This window comes from Streptomyces brasiliensis (genome assembly GCF_014647875.1).
Classification (GTDB): Bacteria; Actinomycetota; Actinomycetes; order Streptomycetales; family Streptomycetaceae; genus Streptomyces; species Streptomyces brasiliensis.
Window position 1 is genome coordinate 1 of sequence record NZ_BMQA01000058.1, and the last position, 22,222, is coordinate 22,222.

General features: G+C 69.4%; 20 protein-coding genes and 2 pseudogenes. 12 read left to right on the plus strand and 10 right to left on the minus strand.

Annotation, left to right across the window (positions count from 1 at the left end; all coding sequences use genetic code 11):
• Nucleotides 1-554: hypothetical protein (locus IEZ19_RS40485; RefSeq protein ID WP_189316396.1), on the minus strand; the 554-nt coding region annotated here is incomplete at its 3' end.
• Between the two features lie 346 nt (nt 555-900).
• On the opposite strand from IEZ19_RS40485, the gene IEZ19_RS40490 reads away from it, so the two are divergent.
• Nucleotides 901-2,118 (plus strand): cytochrome P450, encoded by a 1,218-nt coding sequence (locus IEZ19_RS40490; RefSeq protein ID WP_229841376.1) that lies wholly within the window; start codon nt 901-903, stop codon nt 2,116-2,118.
• A 755-nt stretch (nt 2,119-2,873) separates the two neighbouring features.
• Complete coding sequence (locus IEZ19_RS40495; RefSeq protein WP_189316398.1) at nt 2,874-3,302, plus strand: Ohr family peroxiredoxin; 429 nt, start codon at nt 2,874-2,876, stop codon at nt 3,300-3,302.
• A 409-nt stretch (nt 3,303-3,711) separates the two neighbouring features.
• Here IEZ19_RS40495 and IEZ19_RS40500 read toward each other — a convergent pair whose 3' ends face one another.
• Entirely contained in the window at nt 3,712-4,617 is a 906-nt protein-coding gene (locus IEZ19_RS40500) for an SGNH/GDSL hydrolase family protein (protein WP_373297130.1), read from the minus strand.
• 456 nt (nt 4,618-5,073) lie between these two features.
• Here IEZ19_RS40500 and IEZ19_RS40505 point away from each other — a divergent pair, with 456 nt between their 5' ends.
• The 3 genes from IEZ19_RS40505 to IEZ19_RS40515 all read left to right on the plus strand — a co-directional run bounded on the left by IEZ19_RS40505 (nt 5,074) and on the right by IEZ19_RS40515 (nt 7,661).
• Entirely contained in the window at nt 5,074-5,520 is a 447-nt protein-coding gene (locus IEZ19_RS40505; protein ID WP_189316399.1) for a VOC family protein, read from the plus strand.
• A gap of 102 nt (nt 5,521-5,622) precedes the next feature.
• On the plus strand, nt 5,623-7,062 hold the full coding sequence (locus tag IEZ19_RS40510; protein WP_189316400.1) for a dihydrolipoyl dehydrogenase family protein: 1,440 nt from the start codon (nt 5,623-5,625) through the stop codon (nt 7,060-7,062).
• The gene (locus tag IEZ19_RS40515) at nt 7,059-7,661 is read left to right on the plus strand and encodes a GOLPH3/VPS74 family protein (RefSeq protein WP_189316401.1); all 603 of its coding nucleotides are present in this window, start codon (nt 7,059-7,061) and stop codon (nt 7,659-7,661) included. Before IEZ19_RS40510 ends, IEZ19_RS40515 begins: the two co-directional genes overlap by 4 nt.
• On the opposite strand, the pseudogene IEZ19_RS51640 reads toward IEZ19_RS40515, so the two are convergent.
• Nucleotides 7,588-7,806, minus strand: a pseudogene (locus IEZ19_RS51640) (helix-turn-helix domain-containing protein); the annotation flags it as partial. The gene IEZ19_RS40515 and the pseudogene IEZ19_RS51640 overlap by 74 nt on opposite strands.
• 230 nt (nt 7,807-8,036) lie before the next feature.
• Here IEZ19_RS51640 and IEZ19_RS40520 point away from each other — a divergent pair.
• Nucleotides 8,037-8,891: an LLM class flavin-dependent oxidoreductase gene (locus IEZ19_RS40520; RefSeq protein ID WP_189316402.1), complete on the plus strand. Its 855-nt coding sequence runs from the start codon at nt 8,037-8,039 to the stop codon at nt 8,889-8,891.
• Between the two features lie 143 nt (nt 8,892-9,034).
• Here the strand turns inward: IEZ19_RS40520 and IEZ19_RS40525 are convergent, their stop codons facing one another.
• The 3 genes from IEZ19_RS40525 to IEZ19_RS40535 all read right to left on the minus strand — a co-directional run bounded on the left by IEZ19_RS40525 (nt 9,035) and on the right by IEZ19_RS40535 (nt 11,828).
• Nucleotides 9,035-9,598 carry a hypothetical protein gene (locus IEZ19_RS40525; protein ID WP_189316403.1) on the minus strand — a complete coding sequence of 188 codons (564 nt, stop codon included), beginning with the start codon at nt 9,596-9,598 and terminating at the stop codon, nt 9,035-9,037.
• 404 nt (nt 9,599-10,002) lie between these two features.
• Nucleotides 10,003-10,767: an MBL fold metallo-hydrolase gene (locus tag IEZ19_RS40530; protein WP_189316404.1), complete on the minus strand. Its 765-nt coding sequence runs from the start codon at nt 10,765-10,767 to the stop codon at nt 10,003-10,005.
• Nucleotides 10,768-11,114: 347 nt separating this feature from the next.
• Nucleotides 11,115-11,828 carry a YbaB/EbfC family nucleoid-associated protein gene (locus tag IEZ19_RS40535; protein ID WP_189316405.1) on the minus strand — a complete coding sequence of 238 codons (714 nt, stop codon included), beginning with the start codon at nt 11,826-11,828 and terminating at the stop codon, nt 11,115-11,117.
• A 515-nt stretch (nt 11,829-12,343) separates the two neighbouring features.
• Between IEZ19_RS40535 and IEZ19_RS40540 the strand changes: the two genes are divergently transcribed.
• Nucleotides 12,344-12,742 (plus strand): 6-pyruvoyl trahydropterin synthase family protein, encoded by a 399-nt coding sequence (locus IEZ19_RS40540; RefSeq protein WP_189316406.1) that lies wholly within the window; start codon nt 12,344-12,346, stop codon nt 12,740-12,742.
• Between the two features lie 63 nt (nt 12,743-12,805).
• On the opposite strand, the pseudogene IEZ19_RS40545 reads toward IEZ19_RS40540, so the two are convergent.
• Nucleotides 12,806-14,293, minus strand: a pseudogene (locus tag IEZ19_RS40545) (glycoside hydrolase family 2 protein); the annotation flags it as partial.
• A gap of 263 nt (nt 14,294-14,556) precedes the next feature.
• On the opposite strand from IEZ19_RS40545, the gene IEZ19_RS40550 reads away from it, so the two are divergent.
• The 3 genes from IEZ19_RS40550 (at nt 14,557) to IEZ19_RS40560 (ending at nt 16,239) form a co-directional block, all read left to right on the plus strand.
• Nucleotides 14,557-15,066, plus strand: coding sequence for an MEKHLA domain-containing protein (locus IEZ19_RS40550; protein WP_229841377.1), 510 nt, complete (start codon nt 14,557-14,559; stop codon nt 15,064-15,066).
• Between the two features lie 104 nt (nt 15,067-15,170).
• Nucleotides 15,171-15,317: a hypothetical protein gene (locus IEZ19_RS40555; RefSeq protein ID WP_189316407.1), complete on the plus strand. Its 147-nt coding sequence runs from the start codon at nt 15,171-15,173 to the stop codon at nt 15,315-15,317.
• Nucleotides 15,318-15,738: 421 nt separating this feature from the next.
• Nucleotides 15,739-16,239: a sigma-70 family RNA polymerase sigma factor gene (locus IEZ19_RS40560; RefSeq protein ID WP_189316408.1), complete on the plus strand. Its 501-nt coding sequence runs from the start codon at nt 15,739-15,741 to the stop codon at nt 16,237-16,239.
• A gap of 140 nt (nt 16,240-16,379) precedes the next feature.
• Here the strand turns inward: IEZ19_RS40560 and IEZ19_RS40565 are convergent, their stop codons facing one another.
• Nucleotides 16,380-18,530 carry an AfsR/SARP family transcriptional regulator gene (locus IEZ19_RS40565; RefSeq protein WP_229841379.1) on the minus strand — a complete coding sequence of 717 codons (2,151 nt, stop codon included), beginning with the start codon at nt 18,528-18,530 and terminating at the stop codon, nt 16,380-16,382.
• Nucleotides 18,531-19,416: 886 nt separating this feature from the next.
• Between IEZ19_RS40565 and IEZ19_RS40570 the strand changes: the two genes are divergently transcribed.
• Nucleotides 19,417-20,052 carry a hypothetical protein gene (locus tag IEZ19_RS40570; RefSeq protein WP_189316409.1) on the plus strand — a complete coding sequence of 212 codons (636 nt, stop codon included), beginning with the start codon at nt 19,417-19,419 and terminating at the stop codon, nt 20,050-20,052.
• Between the two features lie 218 nt (nt 20,053-20,270).
• On the opposite strand, the gene IEZ19_RS40575 is transcribed toward IEZ19_RS40570, so the two are convergent.
• The gene (locus IEZ19_RS40575) at nt 20,271-20,582 is read right to left on the minus strand and encodes an SbtR family transcriptional regulator (protein ID WP_189316410.1); all 312 of its coding nucleotides are present in this window, start codon (nt 20,580-20,582) and stop codon (nt 20,271-20,273) included.
• Nucleotides 20,583-20,840: 258 nt separating this feature from the next.
• Between IEZ19_RS40575 and IEZ19_RS40580 the strand changes: the two genes are divergently transcribed.
• Nucleotides 20,841-21,527, plus strand: a complete 687-nt coding sequence (locus IEZ19_RS40580) for a hemerythrin domain-containing protein (protein ID WP_189316411.1) — start codon at nt 20,841-20,843, stop codon at nt 21,525-21,527.
• 29 nt (nt 21,528-21,556) lie between these two features.
• Here the strand turns inward: IEZ19_RS40580 and IEZ19_RS40585 are convergent, their stop codons facing one another.
• The gene (locus tag IEZ19_RS40585; protein WP_189316412.1) at nt 21,557-22,120 is read right to left on the minus strand and encodes a CGNR zinc finger domain-containing protein; all 564 of its coding nucleotides are present in this window, start codon (nt 22,118-22,120) and stop codon (nt 21,557-21,559) included.
• Nucleotides 22,121-22,222 lie beyond the last annotated feature (102 nt).

The following is a 22,222-nucleotide window of genomic DNA, read 5'->3' on the forward strand; positions in this document are numbered from 1 at the left end:
TAGGCTCGCACTCGCCGCATAACAGGATGAAACGGTGTCCACTCTTCGGGTGGAAGTCCCTGTGTCGGGTGGCTCTCGGGTGTCTCCTGCGGCCGCCGGATGGCGTACCAGCGTATGAGGCGATCCGCCTGGGGGCTGGCGAAGCTCAAACGGGTACCGGAAGCGTCGGTGATGATGATGTACGTGGTGGCACCTCCTCGATAGGCCTCTTTCCAGGTCCGCACGCTCCGTAGGCTGTGCAGGTCGATTGTGCGATGGCCGGTCCAGGTTCGTGCGGTCAAGAACTGCGAGTCAGGGCCGTGCCGGTGCCAGGGATTTCGCGCCAAACAGAGGTGAGGCAGGGTGAAGCAGCCGAACCCTGCGATGGCACCCGCCGTCATGAAGATCGGAACAGGGTCTGCCAGCGGCGCTGCGAGCATTGCCGGAACCACCATGATCACCGCCAGCCCCATTACGATGCCGGCAGTCACCAGGCGGATGCGTTTGGGCGATGCGGCCTTCGGGATGACGGATTCTTCTGGAACATCCGTGTGAGTCGGCTGGTCATCCGCCATGAAATAAGAGTAGGCGCCACACCATTGACGGGTGGCAAGTATCAACTGAGGCCGAACCGTCGACCGTCAACCGAAACCCGGCACATCGCGTCGGGGCTGGCAGCGGTGTTGGAGTCCGGTTCTGAGCTTCGAGCAGCAGCGGTACGGCGCCCGCGTTCGGCAGCTCCTGTCAGTTTTGACCTTCCGACTGCGTTGCACGGTGCAGACGAAAGGTCGAGACGGCGCCGGACTCGCTCAAGCGTCATGAGCTGTTCAGACAATCATTCATCCGGACAGCGGGATGCTCTTGCGGTGCTACCGTACGGCGGTGCCCACTCACGCAACACCTGCGTCACTGCTGTCTGCCATGAGGCCCCAAAACCAGGACCATCTCTACGACTTCTACCGGGACCTTCGAAGCGCTGACGACCTTTACTGGGACCGTCACCTGGACGCCTGGGTAGCGACCAGTCATGCCGTGGTCAGCAGTACGGCAAGTGATCCACGCTTCTCCTCGGTGCGCTATCCGGACATCGAGGCGGTCTCCGAGGAACTACGGCCGCTGGCCCGGGTCCTGAGCCAGCAGATGCTCTACAGCGACGCCCCTGACCATGCCCGGCTACGCGCTCTGCTCAGCAGAGCCTTCACGCCCCGGACCGTGGTGGCGCTACGCGACCGGATTTCCGATGCAGTCGATCAGATCATCACCCGCGCGGCGCCGGCCGGCCGGTTGGACATCGTCGCGGACCTTGCTCGCCCACTGCCTCTGGCTGTCATCTGTGACCTCCTGGGTGTGCCGGAAGTGGACCGACCCGCTCTGTCCTCTTGGTCCGACCCGATCGCCGCAGCGATCGGTAGTTCCCGGCTCGACGCCGAGGACAGCCGTGCCGCCTCGCGGAGCATGGAACAGATGCTCGCCTATCTCCGGGAACTCCTCACCTGCGAGAGCGGGCCGCCCGCGCCCCACACCCTGCGCGCGCTGCTGGCCACCGGGACCGAGGACCCCGACCAGGACTTCGATGAACTCCTCGCCAACTGTGCCCTGCTCCTGATCGCCGGTCATGAGACCACGACCCACTTCATAGGCAACGCGGCGCTTGCCCTCCTGAGCCACCCGCAGGCCGCCGACCAGCTGCGCAGCCGGGTAGACCTGATCCCCGCCGCCGTCGAGGAACTCCTGCGCTACGACAGCCCGGTGCAGCTGATGCTTCGTCGGGCTCGGCATGACCTGGACCTGGCGGGTCGCTCCATCACCGCCGGGCAGGCGGTGCTCCTTGTGTGCGGTGCCGCCAACCGGGATCCGGCGGTCTTCCCCGACCCTGACGTGTTGGACTTCCAGCGACCTGGTGGGCGGCACGTCGCCTTCGGGTACGGGCCACACTTCTGCCTCGGCGCAGCGCTGGCCCGGCTGGAGGGCGTCGTCGTCCTGGAGGCACTACTCACGCGGCTGCCCGACTGGAGGCTCGACGGCACCTCGCCGCACTGGCAGCGCAGTCTCAACTTCCGGGGACTGGCTGGCTTGGAGGTGGCCTTCACCCCGTCCCCGGCCCATCACGACAGCTGTACGCAGGCCGCGCCGGCCTAGCAACTCCTAGGGCTGTTCACCTGGGCGTTCGCCGGGCGCTGAGGCGGCCTTCGTCTGGTCATGTGCTCCGATCAAGGTGCACGTGACCCCTCGCAGTTCACTCCCGGCCGGCCGAACTCGTTCGTCGCGGTGCTGGAGATGGGCGCGCCACGTCCTGGACGCAGACCCTGGACGCGGTCCGGTTCCGGTCGGCCGGCGATGCCACCGCTGTCACCGCCGCCCAGCTCCGCGACGTCGTCCAACGGCTCATCGCCGCCGGCCAGTCTCAGCCCGGCAAGTCATGCCGTCGCGGCAGGGGTCCGGTCGCGCCGAGGCCGTTTGCCGGCCGTCCGGGCCCATCGCCAGGGTCACGCCGCGCCGGTGATCAGGCGGACGGCCGTTCCGCCCCAGGTCCTGGTTGCCACCTTGGCTGCGGATGCGCCGGCAGGCGCTGTGTGCCGTTCGTTCGGGCGACCGACTCCGATCGTCGTGAGGCATGTGTCATTCGGTACCGACGGCACAGCTGGGACATGTCACCAGCACGACGGGACACGTAACTCGCGGGCGCGCGGGCCATGTTGCCGACCCGGGGTGTGCCGCCGGTCGGAGGGGCACTGACACGTCGTCATGGGGGCAGCGGAAAGTCATCAATCACCACCTTGACGGGTGACGGAGATGGCTGCCATGATTGTGTCACCGCCTCAACCGGTGACACGAAAAGTGTCCTGGTCAGCAGGCGACCGAAGACCCTTTGACCCAGATGGGGAGCACCAGTCATGGCAGTCAGCTACACCGCCGTTGTGGACGTCAACGGAGAAGGCCGCAACGGCGGTCACGTCCGCTCCTCCGACGGTCTGCTGGAGACCAGCCTCGCCCTCCCCAAGGAGCTGGGCGGCGCGGGCACAGCCACCAACCCCGAGCAGCTCTTTGCCGCCGGTTGGGCCGCCTGCTTCCTCGGTGCCCTCCGTCGCGCCGCCGCCTTGCGCAAGATCCGGCTCACCAGCACCACCATCACCACCGAGATCACCCTCACCCACGGCGACGACGGCGAGTTCTCCCTCTCCGCGGTTCTCAACCCGGTTCTCGGCGGTGTCGACCAGGCCACCGCCGAGGAGCTCGCGCACGCCGCCCACCAGATCTGCCCGTACTCCAAGGCCACGCGCGACAACGTCCCGGTCACCATCAACGCCAGCGCCGCCGCCTGATCCACCGTCCCCTCGACCGCGGGTCCCGTGCTCCCCTCCACGCCCCCCTGCACGGGACCCGCTACCCCCTCAGCCGTACCCACACCGCCGACCGAAGAGCGAGGGCAGGACATGGCCTCCATGACGCACACACACGTACGGACCGTCAGGCAGCGTCGTTCGGATGTCCCCGTGTCTCCGGCGAGCAGCTGCCCCGACGCACGGCAAGCTCCGAGGACCGTGACTGGCCGACGGACACGCAGGTGTGGAACTGGGCGGAGAGCGCGGCGCTGTCGGGGTACGGCCCGATGGCTTCGAGCTTCTTCTGATGGGCGCGCCGATGAGCCTGCGCGGACGCAGGCGAGGTGACCGGTCCGGCACTGGAGCGTGCCGGGCGGGCCACCTCGCTACGAAGAGAACGTCAGCGGTGTCAGCCGTGACGCGTGAGAACACCCTGGACGGCGGTGGCCATCGCACTCTCGCCCGTGGCGTTGGGGTGCACCGGCGCAGCCGGCGTCTCGGGGGCGAAGGTCTCGATCCACCGCTCGCCGGTCGGCTTGCAGAGGTCGTGGCCGACGGTCGGCGCGTACGTGTTCACGTACTCCGCCCCGCCGTGCCGGGCCTGGCGGGCCAGCATCGCGTTGAGCTCCTTCTCCTTGTCGCGGAGCCAGGCGAAGTCGCCCGCGGCCAGCGGCACCTTGCTGCTGGTGCAACCCGCTCCGTCCTCGGGGAAGAGGTCGGGGTAGCCGACCACCACGACGCGGGCGTGCGGCGCGCGGTGGTGGATGCCGCGGAGCACCTGCGCGACCTTCGGTGCGGTCCGGGCGACCGCGTCCGTGATCTGGTCCGCGCCGGTGCCCGCGTAGTGGGACTGGCACGGGGAGCCCGCGGGGTTGCCGGCCGTGAGCTGGGCGCAGGTGCCCAGCACGGTCGAGAAGCCGATGTCGTTGCCGCCGATGGTGACGGTGACCAGGTCGGTGCCCCGGTCGAGGGCATCGAGCTGCGCCGGCACGCCGTCGGACTGCGGGCCCGTCATGTCGGCGGTGGTGGCACCCGAGCAGCTGACGTCCGTCAGCGTCGCGGACCGCGACTGCGCCACCAGCGAGGGATAGTTCTGGCTGGAACGCAGGCAGGTCGCGTCGACCTGGGTGGGCACGAGCGGCGCGGAGGCGTAGGAGTCGCCGAGAGCGACGTAGTCCACCTTGTGCCGGCTCTGCGTGGCCGTACTCGCCGCAGCCGTTCCCGCCGGGGCGAGGGCCGCCCCGGCGGAGAGCAGCGCGGCACCCACCGTAAGTACGCGTCCAGCGCGGGAGGTGGGAAAGAGTTTCCTCAAGATCTGTCCTTCCGTGTGCGATCGATGGTCTCTGCCCAGGGCGCGTCCGCAGCTGAAGGCCACGTCTGGTCAAGGCCATGACCGCCTTGCGCGCAACCTAGTTGGAGACAGACTGCCAAATATTCACACGTATCTGAAGGCCGACAGGTGTTGGCGGATTCGGTAACGAATTGGTCGACGCCGTCGAGCCTGGCCTGCGGCACACCTGGTGCTCAAAAGCCGTCTACTTAAAGGCCCGCGGCCGACGCCCGACCGGGAAACACCGTCACGTGACTGATGCGGCACATGTCGATCGCGGCCAACACTGAGAGCCCGCCGCCCGCCGTCGTACGTGAGCGCCGGTGACGGGGTGTGGTCTCGAGGCTCACAGCGGGCCTCACGCACGGCGGGTCCGTCCACGGTGGCACCGCCCACTGACCCAGAACCCATAACCGAACCATCGAAAGCGAGATCACAGCCATGGACATGAAGCTCGAAGTCGTCATCCTGCCCGTCTCCGACGTGGACCGTGCCAAGGGCTTCTACGTGGAGCAGCTCGGCTGGCGCCTCGACGCCGACTTCCCGATCAACGACGGTTATCGGATCGTGCAGGTGACCCCGCCCGGCTCCGAGTGCTCGGTCATCTTCGGAGAGGGCCTCACCCGGCAGGAGCCGGGCACACTGCACGGGCTCCAGCTGACCGTCACCGACATCGTCAAGGCCAAGGAGGAACTGACCGGCCGCGGTGTCGAGGTCTCCGGCCCGTTCCGCGACGAGACCGGCGCCTTCCACCACGCCGGTGACTCCCACCGGGTGCCCGGCCTGCACCCCGAGCGGGCCAGCTACGGCACCTTCGCCGCCTTCAAGGACCTCGACGGCAACGAGTGGTTCCTGCAGGAGGTCACCGAGCGCGCCCCCGGCCGCTGAGAGCTGGTCCTGGCGCGGCTGTCCTCCCCCGCCGCGCCGGGACCGCCACCCCACCACGAACCGCGACACCCATCCGACCGGCGTCCACCCACCGGAGAACACATGACGACCGAGAACATCCGCACGTACGACGTCGTAGTGATCGGCGCAGGTCCGGTCGGCGAGAACGTCGCCGACCGCACCACCGCCGCGGGCCTGAGCACCGTCATCCTGGAGAGCGAACTGGTCGGTGGCGAGTGCTCCTACTGGGCCTGCGAACCCAGCAAAGCCCTGCTGCGCCCCGCCCTGCTCCGCGCCGACGCCGTGCACGTCCCGGGTCTCGACCCCGCCGTCAAGAACCCGCTGGACGTCGAGGCCGTCCTGGCACACCGCAATCGCATGTCCGCCGACTGGAAGGACGACGGCCAGGTCGAGTGGCTGAAGTCGGCCGGCATCGAGCTGCTGCGCGGGCACGGACGCCTGACGGGGGAGCGCGAGGTCGCGGTGGAGACCCCGGACGGCGACACCGTCAGGCTGCGGGCCCGGCACGCCGTCGCCGTGTGCACCGGCAGCCGTGCGGCCCTGCCCCCGTTGCCCGGGATCGAGGACCTGCGGCCCTGGACGAGCCGGGAGGCCGCCAGCGCCCAACAGGCGCCCGAGCGCCTGGTGATCGTCGGCGCCGGAGTGGTGGGCGTCGAGATGGCCACCGCCTGGCAGGCTCTGGGCAGCCGCGTGACCCTGCTCGCCCGTGCGGACGGGCTGCTGCCCCGGCTGGAACCCTTCGCGGGCGAGCTCGTCACCGAGCGTCTGCGGGAAGCCGGTGCGGACGTACGGTTCGGCGTCTCCGTCGTCGGAGCGGAGCGGGTGGGTGACGGCGAGGTCCGCGTCACCTTGTCCGACGGCGGAGAGATCACCGCCGACGAGATCCTCTTCGCCACCGGCCGCGCACCGCGCTCGGAGGACATCGGGCTCGACGCCGTGGGGCTGACCCCGGGCGACTGGCTCGCCACCGACGACAGCCTGACCGTCACCGCCGTCGCCGGGAACTGGCTGTATGCCGTCGGCGACGTCAACCGCCGGGCGCAATTCACCCACCAGGGCAAGTACCAGGCCCGTGTCGCCGGCGCCGTGATCGCCGCCCGCGCCAAGGGGGATCAGCTGGACACCGGCCGCTGGGCCCCGCACAGCAGCACGGCCGACCTCGAGGCCGTACCGGGCGTCGTCTTCACCGACCCCGAGGTCGCCTCCGTGGGCCTGACCGTCAGCGAGGCCGAGCGCACCGGCCGCGCCGTCGAGGTCGTCGACTACGAGATCGGCCACCTCGCGGGCGCCCTCCAGTACCGCCCCGACTACCGGGGCAGGGCCAGGATCCTCATCGACCGGGACCGTCAGGTCGTCGTCGGCGCCACCTTCGTCGGACCGGGTGTCGGAGAACTGCTGTACTCGGCCACCGTCGCCATCACCGCCGAGGTGTCCGTCGAGCGCCTCTGGCACGCCGTACCCGCCTTCCCCACCATCAGCGAGGTGTGGCTGCGCCTGCTGGAGACGAGGCGGGACTCGTGAGCACCGCACGGGACCTCGCGCTCGTCGCCCTGGGCCTGCCGCCCGACCGGGCCGTGGAGCAGGGCGACCTGTCCCTCGCGCTCGCGGGGGCCGAGGCGGTCGATCTGCTGGAGAGCGGGGCGCTGAGCCTGGACGGCGACCACATGGTGCCCGGCCCGCTGGTGGCGACGGGCGACCGCCTGCTGGACCAGGCGGCTGCCTCGCTCGTACGGCGGGAGCCGTACGAGACGGTCGAGGACTGGCTGTGGCGCCACGGGAGGGGACTCGCCGCGGCTTACGCCGACGACCTGGAGCGAGCCGGGCTCGTCGCCCACCCACCGGGCCACGGGTTCCGGCTGCGGTTCGCGCGCACCGTGCCGGCCGATTCGCAGGAGCGGCGCGGCGCCGAGGAACGCCGGCTGTCCGGCGAGCCCGTCCTCGCCGCTCTGACGGCCGCTGCGGGGATCGGGGAGGACCCGTCGGATGCCGGCGAGAACCTCACCGGGGACGCGGTCACGACGGTGGTGGCCGCCGTCGGCGACGTCGTCACACAGCTGGAGGCCGTACGGCTGCGGCTGGAGATCGAGAACGCCGCGTTCGACAACATATGGCGGGCATAGTCGCCGGCGTTGATCCAGTGAACGCCACGACGTCCCGGTGCAGATGGGATTGATCGAAGTAGCCGCCGTCCGCCGAGACTCGTGCTGTGCCTTCGCCCCCGACCATGCGGTGCACCGCATGGTCGAAGCGGACCAGCTTCGCGGCGCCCTGGTGCGCCTCGGGGACTCCGCGGTCCGTCGCGGAACTGCGTCGGCTCGCCATACGCACCTCGCACGACAACGCCTGTCAGCTCATCGACCGCTGCCTTGCCCAGTCGTGGTGACAACCCGGGTGAACCTTTTCCCCTTGCACGTCCGTCGAGGTAGGGGGGACCAAGGAAGCCCGGGCGGGATCTTCGTGCCCGTCGGGCCCGTCATAGAGGAAAAGGCGCGCTTGTGAAGATCGGTATTGGGCTCCCCAACCAGATCCGCGATGTCCGGCCCGACGTCATCCCTGCCTGGGCCAGGGCGTCGGAGGAGGCCGGTTTCAGCTCCATCGCTTCGCTCGGACGTATCGCCTACCCCGGCGTGATGGACACCGTCGCCCTCGCGGTGGCGGCCGGTGCCACGAGTTCTGTCGGTCTGATCAGCACGCTGCTGCTCGGGCCCGTGTGGCCCGCCGTCCTGCTGGCCAAGGAGATCGCGGGCATCGACGCGGTCTCCGGCGGCCGACTCACCCTCGGCCTCGGACTGGGTGGCCGGCCCGACGACTTCGTGGTGGAGGGCCTCGGCCCTCGGGGGACCGGCAAGCGGCTGGACCGGGACATCGAGACCTACCGCAGCGTGTGGCGCGGGGAGATCCCGCCCGGCTGCGACAACCCGGCCGTGCCCGACGGCACCCGGGAGGTGCCACTGCTGTTCGGCGGCATGGCGCAGGCGTCGTTCGACCGGGTCGCCAGGGCGGGCCGGGGATACATCGGCCCGGCGGCGGCGCCCGCGCTCGTCGGCCCGGCCTTCGATCACGCAAGGACGGTCTGGAAGGCGGCCGGACGCGAGGGCACGCCGTACCTCGTCGCTCTCGGATACTTCGCACTGGGCGACGAGGACCGTGGCCGGGCCGGCGTCTACGACTACTACGGCTCGGCCGGGTCGGACGGAGCCCGGGCGAGGGCCGACGAGGTGTGCGGGGGAGTCGATGCCGTACGGGCGACGGTCAAGGCGTATGAGGAGCTCGGCGTCGACGAACTCATCCTGAACCCGTCCGTCGACGACCTCGACGAGGTGGCACGGCTGGCGGATGCGGTTCTGTAGGACCTGCGGGTCCTGCAGGGCCTGTAAGGGCACCTTCTGACGCACTGCCCTCTGGTGCCTCACCCGTCCCGCGTGGGGGACCGTGTCGCACGCGACACACACCGGTGTCCGGCTGCGGACCGCCCGCGGGACGAGCGGAGGTGTCAGTCGGAGCTGCCCGCACCCGGCTTCACCAGGGTGTACATGACGGAGCGCTGCTGCTTGTGCCGCTGGATACGTCCCTTGGCGACCAGGGACTCCAGGGTGTTGCGCACCACCTGCGGTGTGGGGTTGCGGTCCGGGTGCTTCTCCAGGAGTTCGTCCCGCAGCTCCTTCGCCAGACGCGGCTCGTCGTACGTGCGAAGCAGGTCCGCCAGGAGGTCACTGAGCAGAGGTCGGCGCGACTTCCCCTTCGCGCCGGCCTTGGCCGTGCTGTCCGCCGGAGCGGCCTTGGCCGACGCGGAACGCCGTGAAGTGGCTCCGGCCGGAGTCCGCTTCGCCTTCGCGACGACGGGCTCGTCCTGCAACTGCTCGGGCAGACGGGACGCGTCCGCGAAACCCTCGTACCGCTCGGCGAGGTTCAGGATGTCCGCCAGGAGGGCCTCCTCCTGCTTCAGCACCGTGATCCTCTCCGCCAGATCCTGCTGTCGACGGCGGTTCTCCTCCAGGTCCGACGCGGCCTGCTCTACGTACCGCGATCGGAGCGTGGCGGCTGATTGGCTGGTCACAACCGTTCACTTCCTCGATATGGATATGACGTTGCGCATGGTACCCACGCCGAGGGTCCCGTGCGGATAAGTGTCAGTGCCGGACGGTGCGTCTGGCATGGTCGCTCTTCACCATAAGCGCCGATGTGCCTGGGCATGTAGGAGGTGGTGGCATTTCTTCAGCCTCCCCAGGGTTCGACGACGTCACCCGCCCGACGTGCCCCCCGAACATACTGCCCGGTAAGTGTGTCGTCGAACCGTTCGTGACCACCCTTTGTGGACCTTGTGTGTGTGGAACGCGTCCGTGGCCGCCTCGGTGGTCGGTCCGACCTGAGTAAACGCACTCGGCTTCGGTCAGGTGGAACCATGTTGCGCCGTCCGGGGGAGGGCGAGGGGTGACCTCGTCCCGCCTCCCTGCGAGGCCGTCACCCGGCGGCGTGCTCGCGGGCCGTCAGGGCGGCCTCCTTGGCCGACCCGTGGTGCACGGGGCCGTGGCCGGGCAGGAGGAGGTCCGCGTCGAGGTTCTCGATCACGGTCAGGGAGTCGAGAGCCCGGGCACGGTCGGTGTGGAACATGTCGGGCAGCAGCTGAGGTCCGCTGATCCGCGACGTGGGGTGCGCGGTCACCAGGGCGTCACCGGTGATCAGGATGCCGCTTTCGGGCAGGTGGTAGGCACAGTGGCCCTTGGTGTGGCCCGGTGTGTGCACGGGCACCGGCGCGCCGGGCAGGTCCAGAGCTCCCTGCGTCGGGAAGGCCTCCGGCTCGCAGACGGGAACATGGGTGGTTCCTCCGGCGCGGAGGGCGTGCACGGCCCACGGGAGCACACCGGGCCGCCACGCCTGCGCGAGCACCTGCCCGATGGACACCTGATGGAGGAAGTCGCGGCGGGCGTGCGGCACCTCCTCCTGGTGCATGAGGACCGGCACGTCGTACTCGGCGCGCAGGTGTTCGGCGGCGCCGATGTGGTCGTTGTGCGCGTGCGTGACCAGGACGGCGGCCACGGAGCGTGCGTTCAGCCCGACCGCCTCCAGCGAGGCCAGTACGGCGTCGCAGTCGCCGGGGTAGCCCGTGTCGATGAGTGTGCAGCTGTCGCCGTCCTTGACGATCACCCAGTTGGTGTTGCTGCCGGACACCGAATGGACGTTGCTCTCGACGCGGACGATGTCGTCCTCACGCAGAAGCCTCGGCATGGTCGTTCTGATCCTCTCGTCGCGGTCGGACCCCGGAGGGGCCCTGCCGCTGGGTCCGGGTGAGGGATCCTTCGTCCCCCGCGCCGCGCGCCGACGTCACGGCGCGGACAGCGACTGGCTGTAGGCACTCCGGATGAGGTCGCCGGGGCCGCAGGGCAGGGATCCGGATCACAAACCTACCTGAACGCGGCTGACGCTCGGACGGGCACCGTCGTGACACCGCGCATCGCGGGCCCGGTCGTATCACTGGGTCATCCCGCTGGCGCAGGTGCCGACCGTCGGGATGGGGACGGGTGTGTGTCTTTGTCCGGTCCTGAACACACCTGATGACCCCGGAGGGATCTCCGTCAGGCGGACTCGGCGGTCGAGGCCGCGCCCGTCCCCGGCTGTTCCGGCACGCCTGCGCACTCGCAGGTGTCGCTCGCGGCGTCGCACAGGGAGTCTCTGAGAGCCATGACGGCATCGCGCAGCTCCGCCGGCGGGGGAGTGTACGGCGATGAGGAGCGCGTACCGGGACGGCTACGACCCCACAACGGGCCCTGTGGCCGTGGCCTCGTCGCGTCCCGGAGTCCCGTTCCGGCCTCCCACGCGCCCACCGTGCCGCCGGTCTTCAGCACGCCGGCGTCGCGGACGGCGACGGGGCCGGACGCCACCGTGCGAGCCTCCCGCACCAGGTGGCGCCGGCACACCGATGGGCCCTCCCGGACCGCTCCGGGCGGGACCGGATCGTCACAGGGTACGGGTTCCACGGACGGCGGCAGCCGGAAGTTCGCGGCCGTCATCACGGCGGTGGCGCGGGCCGCGACCTCGGCACGGGCCGTGGTCAGAGCCTCCAGGACACTCTCGCCGAGCTGCGGGGCCTTCATCTCGCGGAACCGCTTGTCGACGAAGCGGATTCCCGCCGCGCGGCCGTCGGCGTCCACGGTGACCTCGACGACGCCGTCTCTGGAACGCGCCGTCACCGACAGCGCCCTCATCTGTTCCCGGGCCCTGGTCACAGCTCCGTACTGTTCGGCGAAGTCGGCAAGGACCTGCTCCAGACGGCCCGGTGGCGTCTCCATCGTCCTCCTCTGCCGGTGAAGCCACCCGCAGGCGGCATGACCTCGAAACGTTCGGGCGGGCCGTGTCTTTCCGGGACACCCTCCGGTGTCCGCTCGCATCCGGGCACGCGTGATCTCGCCCCTCCGGAGCCCGCCCCACCCCACCCGACATCCTCGCTGCACGGCACCGGAAGGGGAAGAGGAAGGCCCTGCCGGAGGGCGACCCGGGCCGGGGCCTTCCGACACATGAGGGAAACGAGACGACCGCACATTTGGTTCACATGCCGAAGAAGCGCCGTGCATCGGCCCGGCATTCGTCCGAGCCGGCCTCCGTCACACGTGCGCCGGGTATGCTCCGTGCCGAGCTCTTCGCCACTGCGGCGGTCCTCCCGCCGCGCGCTGCCGTGCGAGCCGTGGGCCCCGTCCCGGTGACCGCGCACACTGACGAGCGGTGCGTCCGTGGCCGCGGGAGCGACCCCACGTCGGGCCGCGCCGCAGACGTTCGTGGCGCCGGACCGCCCCCACCTGGAGGACTCTTGTTCAGCATCACCGTACGTGACCACATGATGGTCGCCCACAGCTTCCGCGGCGAGGTCTTCGGGCCCGCCCAGCGGCTGCACGGGGCGACGTTCGTCGTGGACGCGACGTTCCGGCGCCCGGAACTGGACGACGACAACATCGTCGTCGACATCGGCCTGGCCACCACAGAACTCGGCAAGGTGATCGGCGGGTTCAACTACCGCAACCTCGACGACGAGGAGCAGTTCCACCAGATCAACACCTCGACGGAGTACCTGGCCAAGGTGATCGCCGACCGCCTGGTCGAGGCGATCCACGCGGGGGCGCTGGGGGAGGGGGCCCGGGGAATCCGCGAGGTGGTCGTGACGCTGCACGAGTCGCACATCGCGTGGGCCAGCTACGAACGCAGCGTTTGACGGACGCGCGGGAGCCCGCCCCGCCGTATCGGCGGGGCGGGCTCCCGGCCTTTGCGGTACCGCTCAGCCGCGCACCGTGACCGGCGGGGTGTTGTATCCATCGGCCCGCAGCTTCGGCCGGCCCGGGGGCAGGGCGGACGCGGGCCAGGACAGCGTGACCGTGCGGGTCTCACCGGGCAGCAGCCACAGGTAGTTGTCGTCGTAGAGCGTCGGCAGCACGCGGTCGCCGTCCTCGCCGAGCAGGGAGAGCCGGACCATCGCGGCGACCATGGACCCCCGGTTGCGCACCGTGGCGGTCGCCGTACGCCGGTCTCCGTCGCGCGCCGCCTGCGCGAGGGACGCCGACAGCCTGGTCTGCTGGACCTGGTTGAGGGCCCGCAGCGCCTCGGGTGTGCGGCAGCGCCAGTAGGTGTTGCGCGACAGCACCTGGCCCCCGTCGTCCGTGAGGGTCAGCCGCAGCAGGTGCAGGTCGGGGAGGTCGTCCGCGGGGGCCGCGGTGAACGCCGGCGCGGAGGCGGCGGGGGCCACGTCGACGTGGGTCTCGCGGGTGCTCGCGATCCGGCGGCCGGACAGGTCGTACGTCTCCGCCGTGACCTTCGCGCCCTGCAGCGCCCTGCGGGTGTGGTTGACCGCGATGACCTGCCACTTCACCGGGTCGGCCTGGACGTGCAGGGGCTCGCAGGCGCTCCGGCAGCCGAAATAGGCGCCGTTGACGTCGAAGTCGTAGTCGTAGGTCTGCCAGACGGTGCTGTGCCAGGCCGGGTGGGACATCCACAGCATCAGCCCGCTGGCGTTGTCCCACAGGTTGGCGTTCCAGGCCTCGAACATGGCACGGAAGTTCTCGTAGTTGACGAACTGCGCCTTGCGCGTGAAGTCGTCCAGGTCGCGGGCCGTGCCGAGGCGGGTCTCGATGGCCGCCTTGTAGTTCTGCGATGCCTGGTTGCCGTGCTCGCTCCAGTCGTGGTGGTACCAGGCGCCTCCGATCGGCCACTCCGGTCCGTCGTCGCCGATCATGGCGCGGGTGCTGGCGGCGGTGGAGACGACCGGCATGCCGATCTCGGTGTGGAAGCCGAAGTCCTTGCTGCCGAAGGTCGAGGGGTCGAAGTACTTCTCCGGCTCGACCCAGCCGTAGGGGCCGCCGCCGTTGACGGCACCGCCCGCGGAGTTGTTCTGGTACAGCACTCCCGGCACCTGGCTCTCCACTGCCTCGCGCATGCCTTCGTCGACCGCGGCGGGCGGGTTGCCCTCGTTGGCACCGCACCACACCGCCACGCTCGGGTGTATGCGGTAGCGCAGCACGGTGTCGCGGGCCACGGAGAGGAACGCCTCGTGGTCCGGCGGGTCCATGCTCCAGGCGTTGGGGAAGTCGTTCCACACCAGGATGCCGTGCGCGTCGCAGGCGGCGTAGAACTCCTCGCGGTTGCTGCTGCCGACCCAGTTGCGGATCATCGTGAAGTTCATGGCCCTGTGCATCCGCACTGCCGCGTCCATCCGGTCGGCGGGCATGCGGCGCAGCAGTTCGTCCCAGCCCCAGTTGCCGCCGCGTATCAGTCCAATCACCGGGGGTGGGCGGATGCGCGTGTGTTGCCGGGTGCGGGCGGCCCCCGCTATCTGACAACGTTGCCATAGGATGTTGCGGCAGACACCTCCCTGTCAAGTGCCGTGACGGTGGCGAATGTTGCACCGGGCCGTGGGGCGTGACGGTCGTGGCCGAGATGCGCGGGGCCCGGCGGGACTACCGTGTCCTCGGTGGTCATTCATGTGACTGCCGGTCTCTCCACCGACTCGCGCCACGAAGAAACGTGTGAATACTGATGACGTCCTTTGACGATGACGACGGCGCCTCGCTGATGACGCCGCACATGGCGGCCACGGACCCCGCCTTCGCCGCTCTGCTGCTCTCCAGCCATCTGAGCCTGGCGGGCGAGCCGCTGTGTCCGGCGGCGTGGGAGACCGAGCGGGACGCCGCGCGGTGGCTGTACGAGCAGGCTCCGTTCGGGCTGCTGGCGCATGACACGTCCGTCGATCCGCGCTTCGTCTACGCCAACAGGACGGCGCAGGATCGCTTCGGCTACTCCTGGGACGAGTTCGTCGGTCTGCCGTCCCGGCTGTCGGCGCGTCCGGACGGCCAGGAGGACCGGGAGGCCTTCGTGCGTGCCGTGACGGACGACCACTACGCCACGGGATACCAGGGGATACGGGTCGGCAAGGGCGGCCGGACCTTCTGGATCGAGGACGTGACCATGTGGGACCTGATCGACACCCACGGGAGGATCCATGGTCAGGCGGCGGTGTTCCGCTCCTCGTCGCCCACGGGTAGGTGACCGGGCGGCAGGGTCCTGTCGTGTGACGAGCCCGCCACGGCATGTCGCCGTGGCGGGCTCGTCATGTGTGACTCGCACGGGTCCGGCCGCGCACCACCTTTCAGGTGACTCTCCAGCACACCGTCCATGATCTGGCCGTACCCGGAATCGGAATCGACCGGTGCACCGGCTCGCTGGAACACGCGCTCGCGAGGGGCGCTGTGGGCGCCGACGGGGTCCTGTGCGGGAAGCCGCACCGCGGAGCGCTGTGAACAGACTGTCACATACGTCGCTCCAGGTCGTTCGAGTCCGCACCACCTTTCACTCAATTACCCCATGAACATCACACGTGTTTTTTGGCGCAAAGCCTCTACGATGGCTCGTCAAGGCGGCTCGTCACACGTGACATACAACTCACATCTCGCGCTTGTTTGGATTCTGTAAAAACGGGGAATTCGTGTACCGGGCGAAAAAATCCCAGGTGGGAAGGGGTTTTTCGAGGCGGTCCGACTGCTTGTCGGGCACATGTGTTCGTGGGACCGGGGCGCGGCACCCGGACGACACAAATGCAGCATTTTTCTGGCACCCGTCGCTGCCTACAGTGCGTATACGGGGGTTACATCCGGCCTCCGGCTCGCCGCACCTCAGAGAACCAGGATGGTTCAGAACACTATGGCTACGCCCCCCACGGCTATGTCCCGGTCCGATCTCCTCGGCACCATCATGAGGGAACACCGGGACGGTCTTGTCTCGTACGCCGAGAAGCTGCTGGGTGACCACGGACTTGCCGAGGACATCGTCCAGGAGACCTTCATCCGGGCCTGGCGCAACATCGACCGTCTGCTCGGGATGGAGGGGTCGGTCCGGGGTTGGCTCTTCACCGTCACCCGGCACTTGGTCATCGACTGGGTGCGCAAGCCCCATGCGCGAAGGGAAGTCATCGGAGTCACCTACAACGACCCCGTGTCGGGTACCGACAGCACCGAGCGGGTGCATGACGCCCTGGTGACCAGGCCCCTGCTGCGCAGACTGTCTCCCGAGCACCGTGCCGTGCTGGTCCAGATATATCTGTGCGACCGCAGCATTCAGGAAACCGCCGGCATCCTCGGAGTGCCGGCCGGCACCGTCAAGAGCCGCCAGCACAACGCCCTGCGCAAGCTGCGGAGCGTCGTCGTACGACCCGAGGCGGCTTAGGCGTGCCCGCGGGCTTCTCGTACACCCGGCCGGGCGAGTGGCCGTGTTCCCGCGAGGACTTCGGTGTCCGAGCATGCGGTCCCGGGTCCATGGGCGGACGGCACCGGGACTTCGTCGTGGTCGAGCAGAGCGTGCCCGGGTCAGAAGCCGGTCGACTGGAGACACATCTCCAGCGCTGAGGTCAGCTGCCGTCGGAACGTCTCGCCGCGGGGGTAGTGGCCGATGCAGCGGACGAGTTCCGGCAGCAGGTACTGCTCGGCGACGATCCACTCGGCGGCGTCCGAGCGTCCGCTGAACCGCTGGGGCCGGACACCTGGCCGCGGTGGCGGGAGGATCACGGTGCTGTGGTGCGGTGCGAGCAAGGCCGTGGCGGCGTCGGCGCTGTAGAGATAGTGCTCGAGCATCCTGGACAGTGCCTCGGATCGCACGGTCGACGAGTCCAGCAGCGAGCTGAGTTCCATCGCGTAGGTGCGCAGCAGCTCGTGACAGGTGTATCGGCCGGCGGCCAGTTCGACGAGCAGATGGTGATCCATCAGCTCGGCCACGTCCTGCCGGGTCCTGCGCAGGTCGGTGCCGGCCAGGCTGGCGGCGGCCGGCACGGTGATCTCACGCGAGGGATGCAGGCTCAGCAGGCGGAACAGCTGTGCGGCGCTACTTCCCAGCGCTTCGTAGGAGCGGTGGAACGAACTGCGAGTGCTGGTGCGGGCGTCGCGGCTGGACAGAGCGTCGAGACAGTCGTCGGGGTCCTGGAGCCTGGCCGCGAGCGAGGCCAGCGGGAGCCGTGGCTGTACCAGTGCCCGGGTGCCGGCGACGGCCAGCGCCAGCGGCAGCCCGCCGCACAGCTCCACGATCTCCTCCGCGGCGGCGTGCTCGGCCCGGATCCGGTCCGTGCCCAGCCGCCGGTCGAGCAGTTCGAGGCCCTCCTCGCGGGTCATGGGGTCCAGCGTGATGATCCGGGCGTTGTCCGTGACGGTCAGGCCCTCCAGCCGCCGTCGGCTCGTGACGATGGCGAGACACCCCGGTGTCGCGGGCAGCAGGGGACGTACCTGTTCGCAGTCCACCGCGTCGTCCAGGACGAGCAGAAGCCGGCGACCGCCCAGGGCGGTGCGGTAGGTGGCGGCGAGTGCCGCGGCACTTGCGTGCGAGCGGTTGTTCTCCACGCCCAGAGCGCCGAGCACCTCGGCGATGGCTTCGGCCGGGTCGAGCGGGGACTGGGAGGCGTGGTGACCCTGGAGGTCGACGTAGATCTGCCCGTCGGGGAAGTGGTCGGCGACCATGTGGCCCCAGTGCACGGCCAGTGTCGTCTTGCCGACCCCCGCCATGCCGCAGATGGCCGCGGTCATCGTGGGTGGCTGGCACTCGCCCTTCAGCGGCAGCAACTCCAGACACTGGCCCAGTGCCTGCTGCCGGCCGACGATGGGGACGCAGTCCGCGGGCAGTTGGGCCGGCCTGCCGGCTTCCACGGGGTGGCGGGCCGGAGCGTCCGGGTCCCGGGAGACCCTGCGCTGGAGCAGGTGCTGCTGGGCGGCGCGCAGTTCGGGTCCGGGCTCGACACCCAGCTCTTCGGCCAGCGCGCGGCGGATGCTCTCGAACTGCTGCAGGGCCTCGGCCTGTCGGCCGGTGACGGCCAGGGCGGCGATCATCCGGGAATGGAGTGCCTCGTCGAACGGGTGGCTCTCCATGGCGCGCCGCAGCACCGTCAGCACCTCCTCCGTCAGCGCCGGAGCCGCGGTCAGGACGGCGTCGGCTGCTTCCTTCGCCGTCGCGACGAACTCGTGCCCGACCGAGACGAACACCGGGTGCCGGGCCACCGAGGTGCCTGCGGCGACGACGGGACCGCGCCATAGCCGGAGGGCCTCGACGAAGTCCTGTGCGGCCTCTTCGAGAGCGCCGCCCTTGACCGTCAGCTGCGCCTGCGCGCGCAGGTCGCGGAAGCGCAGCAGGTCCGAGGTCGAGGTGTCGACCAGCAGGCGATAGCCGTCGGCGGCGCGGACGAGGTGTTCCGCGTTGGTCCGGCTGCGCAGTTCGGGTTCGAGTGTCCTGCGCAGCGCGCCGATGTGCCGGTGCACCACGTTGACGGCGCTGGTCGGCGGTTCCTCGTCCCACAGGATGTCGACCGCCTCGCTCAGTGTGAGCGGGCCGGGGGCGCGGAGCAGCAGCAGGGTGAGCAGAGCCAGCCGCTTCGGGGGGCCCAGGTCGATCTCGGTGTCCCCGCGCATCGCCCGCACGGTACCGAGGATTGAGTAGCGCACTGTCGTGTCCATCTCGCGGCTGGCCTTGCCATTTCTCATGTGGGGTGTTGGTCGTCCGTTCGGTCTGTCGTCACCGCGTCGGCGGGGGATCCAAGCCCTCTCGTCCCGGGGGCCCGCTGTCAGGACCGCGAAGTGCAACCACGTCATGTGACATGTCTCCGCAGCCGAGGCAGGGGTTTCGGATGAAACACGTCTCTCCCCGAAGGCCGCAACCGGGACGACTCCCGATGGTGCCGAGTGCTGCACCGAGACTGTCAGGCGGCAGCAACCGGCGTATCAGTCAGCCGACTTAGCGCCATGTCGCAGTTCCGGTGCGTCACCTGACGGTCCAGGTGCCCGCTTTGGCCTGCTGAGTGTCCTGACTGCCGCAACGCTTTGGCTGTTCCGGGCTCGCAAGCTCGCCGTCTGACCGACATGTGTGCCCCCTCAAGAGCAAAGAAGCCGCTGTGGCCGGTAGCGACACCCTGACAAAGAGCTGCGTCACCTGTCAAGGAGGTTACTTGATGGCGTGACCGCACGCCGGCCCGACGGCAGGGGTGGGAGCAGACGCGGGCATGAGGGACCATGAGGAGGTCACATGTGGCCGGAACCCGAACACATGCGTAGACGGGAAGGCGATGAGTCTGCCCGCGACCGAGCGGCCACGGATGACAAAGGTGTCTCCGTACGGACCGGTGAACTTTGCCGTGACCCGCTCCGTTCAGTCTCACGGGGGCTTCCGTCGGCGCGGACGAGTGCTGCGGGAGTCTGCTTCACCGGCGCACCGACCGGTCCGAGTGGTGAGGCCAGGCGGGGGCACAGGTGCCCTGCCTCGACGGCCGTACGTCACCCGGCTCCGGCTGGGTGCATGCGCACGGCTGCGGGACGGCGGTCCGGCCGACGGCTCGTGGACCCGAGCCGTCATGCTGGAGAGAGGAGGATCCCCTTGTATGTCCTGGTCCCTGACGATCCCGTGTTCCACGCGAAGTTCCAGAGCCTGGAAGAACCACTTCTCCGCCATCTCTACCTCCACAGCACGGGTGCGGAGTCCGACGACGAGCGGATCATCTCGGACGCCTACGACAGTTGGGTGCAGGTCCTGCTGAAACTGCCGCTGTGGTCCCAGTGGCACACCGCGGACGTGTCCGCCGACCATGCTCCGGACGAGCCGGCCAGGTGCACCCTCTACGGCGCGGGCGGCAAGCAGCTGACGAGTCTTTATCCGATCGAGGTAGCCGCGGGCGACCTCGGGAATCTGATGGCCTGCCTCGACCTGTTCGTCACGGCCGACAGGACCAGGCGCGCGGTGCAGGCGGACGCCGAAGCATGTGCCGACCTGCCCGAGCGGAATGGCAGCAGCCTCACCGATGTCTTCCGGCGCGTCATGGAGGTCCTGTGGCTTCCGCCTCCGCAGCGGCTTCTGGGCACCCTGCGGCAGGTCATGTCCCAGGGGCAGGTCGTCTCCGTGACCCTGCCGGCCGAGCAGGAGACGGAGTACCGGCGCTTCTGCGAGGATCTCGTGACCATTCTCAGCTCGGGTGACACGTTCGCCTATCGCAATCATCGCGCCATGTACCTCTGAGACTTGCGGATGGTGCGCTGAACCTTTCGGCCCCCGGTCACGTTCTCCAGTTGAAAGGTTCCGCCGTCGACCATCGGGCGGACGGCCGGGACGGGCCTACTGGGGTTCGGTGATGGCGTCCGTCCCCGCACTGGCGGCCCGAGTCCCCCCTCAGGGCCGCCAGTGCGTACCCCTCGCCCTCGGGCTGGTTCTCATGCGAAGTACCGGCCGCGGGACAGTCAGCGTCGGAATGCCGCGAGCACCATCTCCCCGTAGCGGCGCCAGGTTGCCGGATCGCGTTCCCCGAACCTGCCCAGTTGCAGCGCCACGCCGCACAGGAGTACACGCAGGTCCTGCTGTGTGGCGTCCTCCCGTAGCTCCCCGGCGGCTCGTGCTGATTCCATGGCATCGGCCAGCGTCTCCAGAACACTCGCGGCGGCCGGGGACGCAGCGTCCGCGAGCCGTTCCGTGAGCAGGCGGTCACGCGCCAAGGCGTCGAAGAGCTCGAGGACATAACGGTGGAAGGCCTCACCGGGATCGGCGTCGCTCAAACGGGCCAGGGTGCAACCGACACGTTTCTCCTGTGATACGTTTCATGATCGACGGGTCTTGGAGACCTGCGTGTGCCCGTCCGTGCAGGTGTGTAGGCGGCACACGCGTAGGGACGGGCCGTCTCTCTATTCGTTCTACCGAAGGACGCCCATCGTTCGGCAGCGACCTCTGGTCCGTCATACGCGGACGCCCTTCGGCGGTCCGCCGGGCTGTCGTCTCAGCATCGCGGCACGGATACAGAGAAGAAAGGTCTACGCATGTCCGCCACGCAGGTGCCGGTCAGGGAAGGCACCCGTCTCTTCGAGGAACTGCGCGCCGTCCACTCCGTCATGGCCCGGGGCGCAGAGCTCGTCGCCGGGTCCTTCAACCGGCTGGCAGGCGGTGCGGCCGTCGACACGAAGACCCTGGTGACGACCGTGCAGTGGTTCGTCGACTTCGTTCGCCATCACCACCGGACCGAGGACGAGCTGCTCTGGTCAGTGCTGCGGGAGCGGTTTCCCGAAGCGGTCCGCCGTCTCGACCGGCTGTCCGAGCAGGACGACGCGGTCGCCCAGGGGCTCGACGATCTGGAGGGCGTCATCGCCCGGATCGCCGAGGAGCGAACCGTCGGCGGATCGGCGGACTGGGGACACGCGATGAAGGAGGGGACGCTCACCTCCCACCGGATCCGGGACGGGCTGGCCGGCCACCTCGCCATCGAGGAACCGCTGCTGCGAGGGCTGCTCGCCAAGGCTCCGGACGAGGACGTCCCGAGCCTGCGCAAAGCGGTGACCGACGGCCTCACGCGCAGCACACCGCATCTGGTCTTCGGCTTCCTGGAGCACCCCGAGCCCGTCCCCGGCCGGGAACGGGTGCACGCGCACTTCCCGCAGCCCGTGCGCTGGGCCCGGGGGATGCTGATGACCAGGTTCCGCAAGACTCTCAGGGACCTCGCCGCGGACTGAGCCCCGAGTGCGCCGCCCGGGTCAGGGGGTCAGCGCGCGGCCACGGCGGGCGCGGTCTTCTTGCGGGCGCGGTAGGCGGCGGCCTTGATCTTGTTGCCGCAGGACTCCATGCCGCACCACTGGCGCCGCATGCCCCGGGAGCGGTCGATGTAGATACGCGTGCACTCGGGGTTCTCGCACTCCTTCATCAGCGGAACGTCCGGGCCGCTGAGCAGTTCGACAGCCTGCCGGGCGACGGTCGCGAGGGCCTGCTCGGGGGTTGCCTCGATGAGCCGACCGGTCATGGTGAGCTGCGGCGTCACGGGCGTCTTGCGCGCGGCGGCGTTGACCGCGTCGAGCGCCTCCGCGTCGAAGTCCTCACCGAGCCGGCGGCTGATGACGAGCCGGTAGACGGCCTCGCGTACGGCCGTCGCCTCCCGGACGTCGTCCTCCCCGCCGGGTGTGATCGTGTCCACCAGCCCGGACTCCAGGTACCAGGCATTCAGCCGCTCCGGCGTCACGAACATCTCGAACCGGGTCGAGCGCCGGGCCCGCAGCGTGGCCGCGAAGTCGAGAGCCGGGTGCCCGCATACGAATACATGGTTAAGATTCACATCACCATCTTGACAGGTGATGACTGTCGAACGCAAGGTTCGTCACTGCCCAGGGCGGTGCACCGCGCGACGGTGCGATCGAGATCGTACGGCACCACGCAC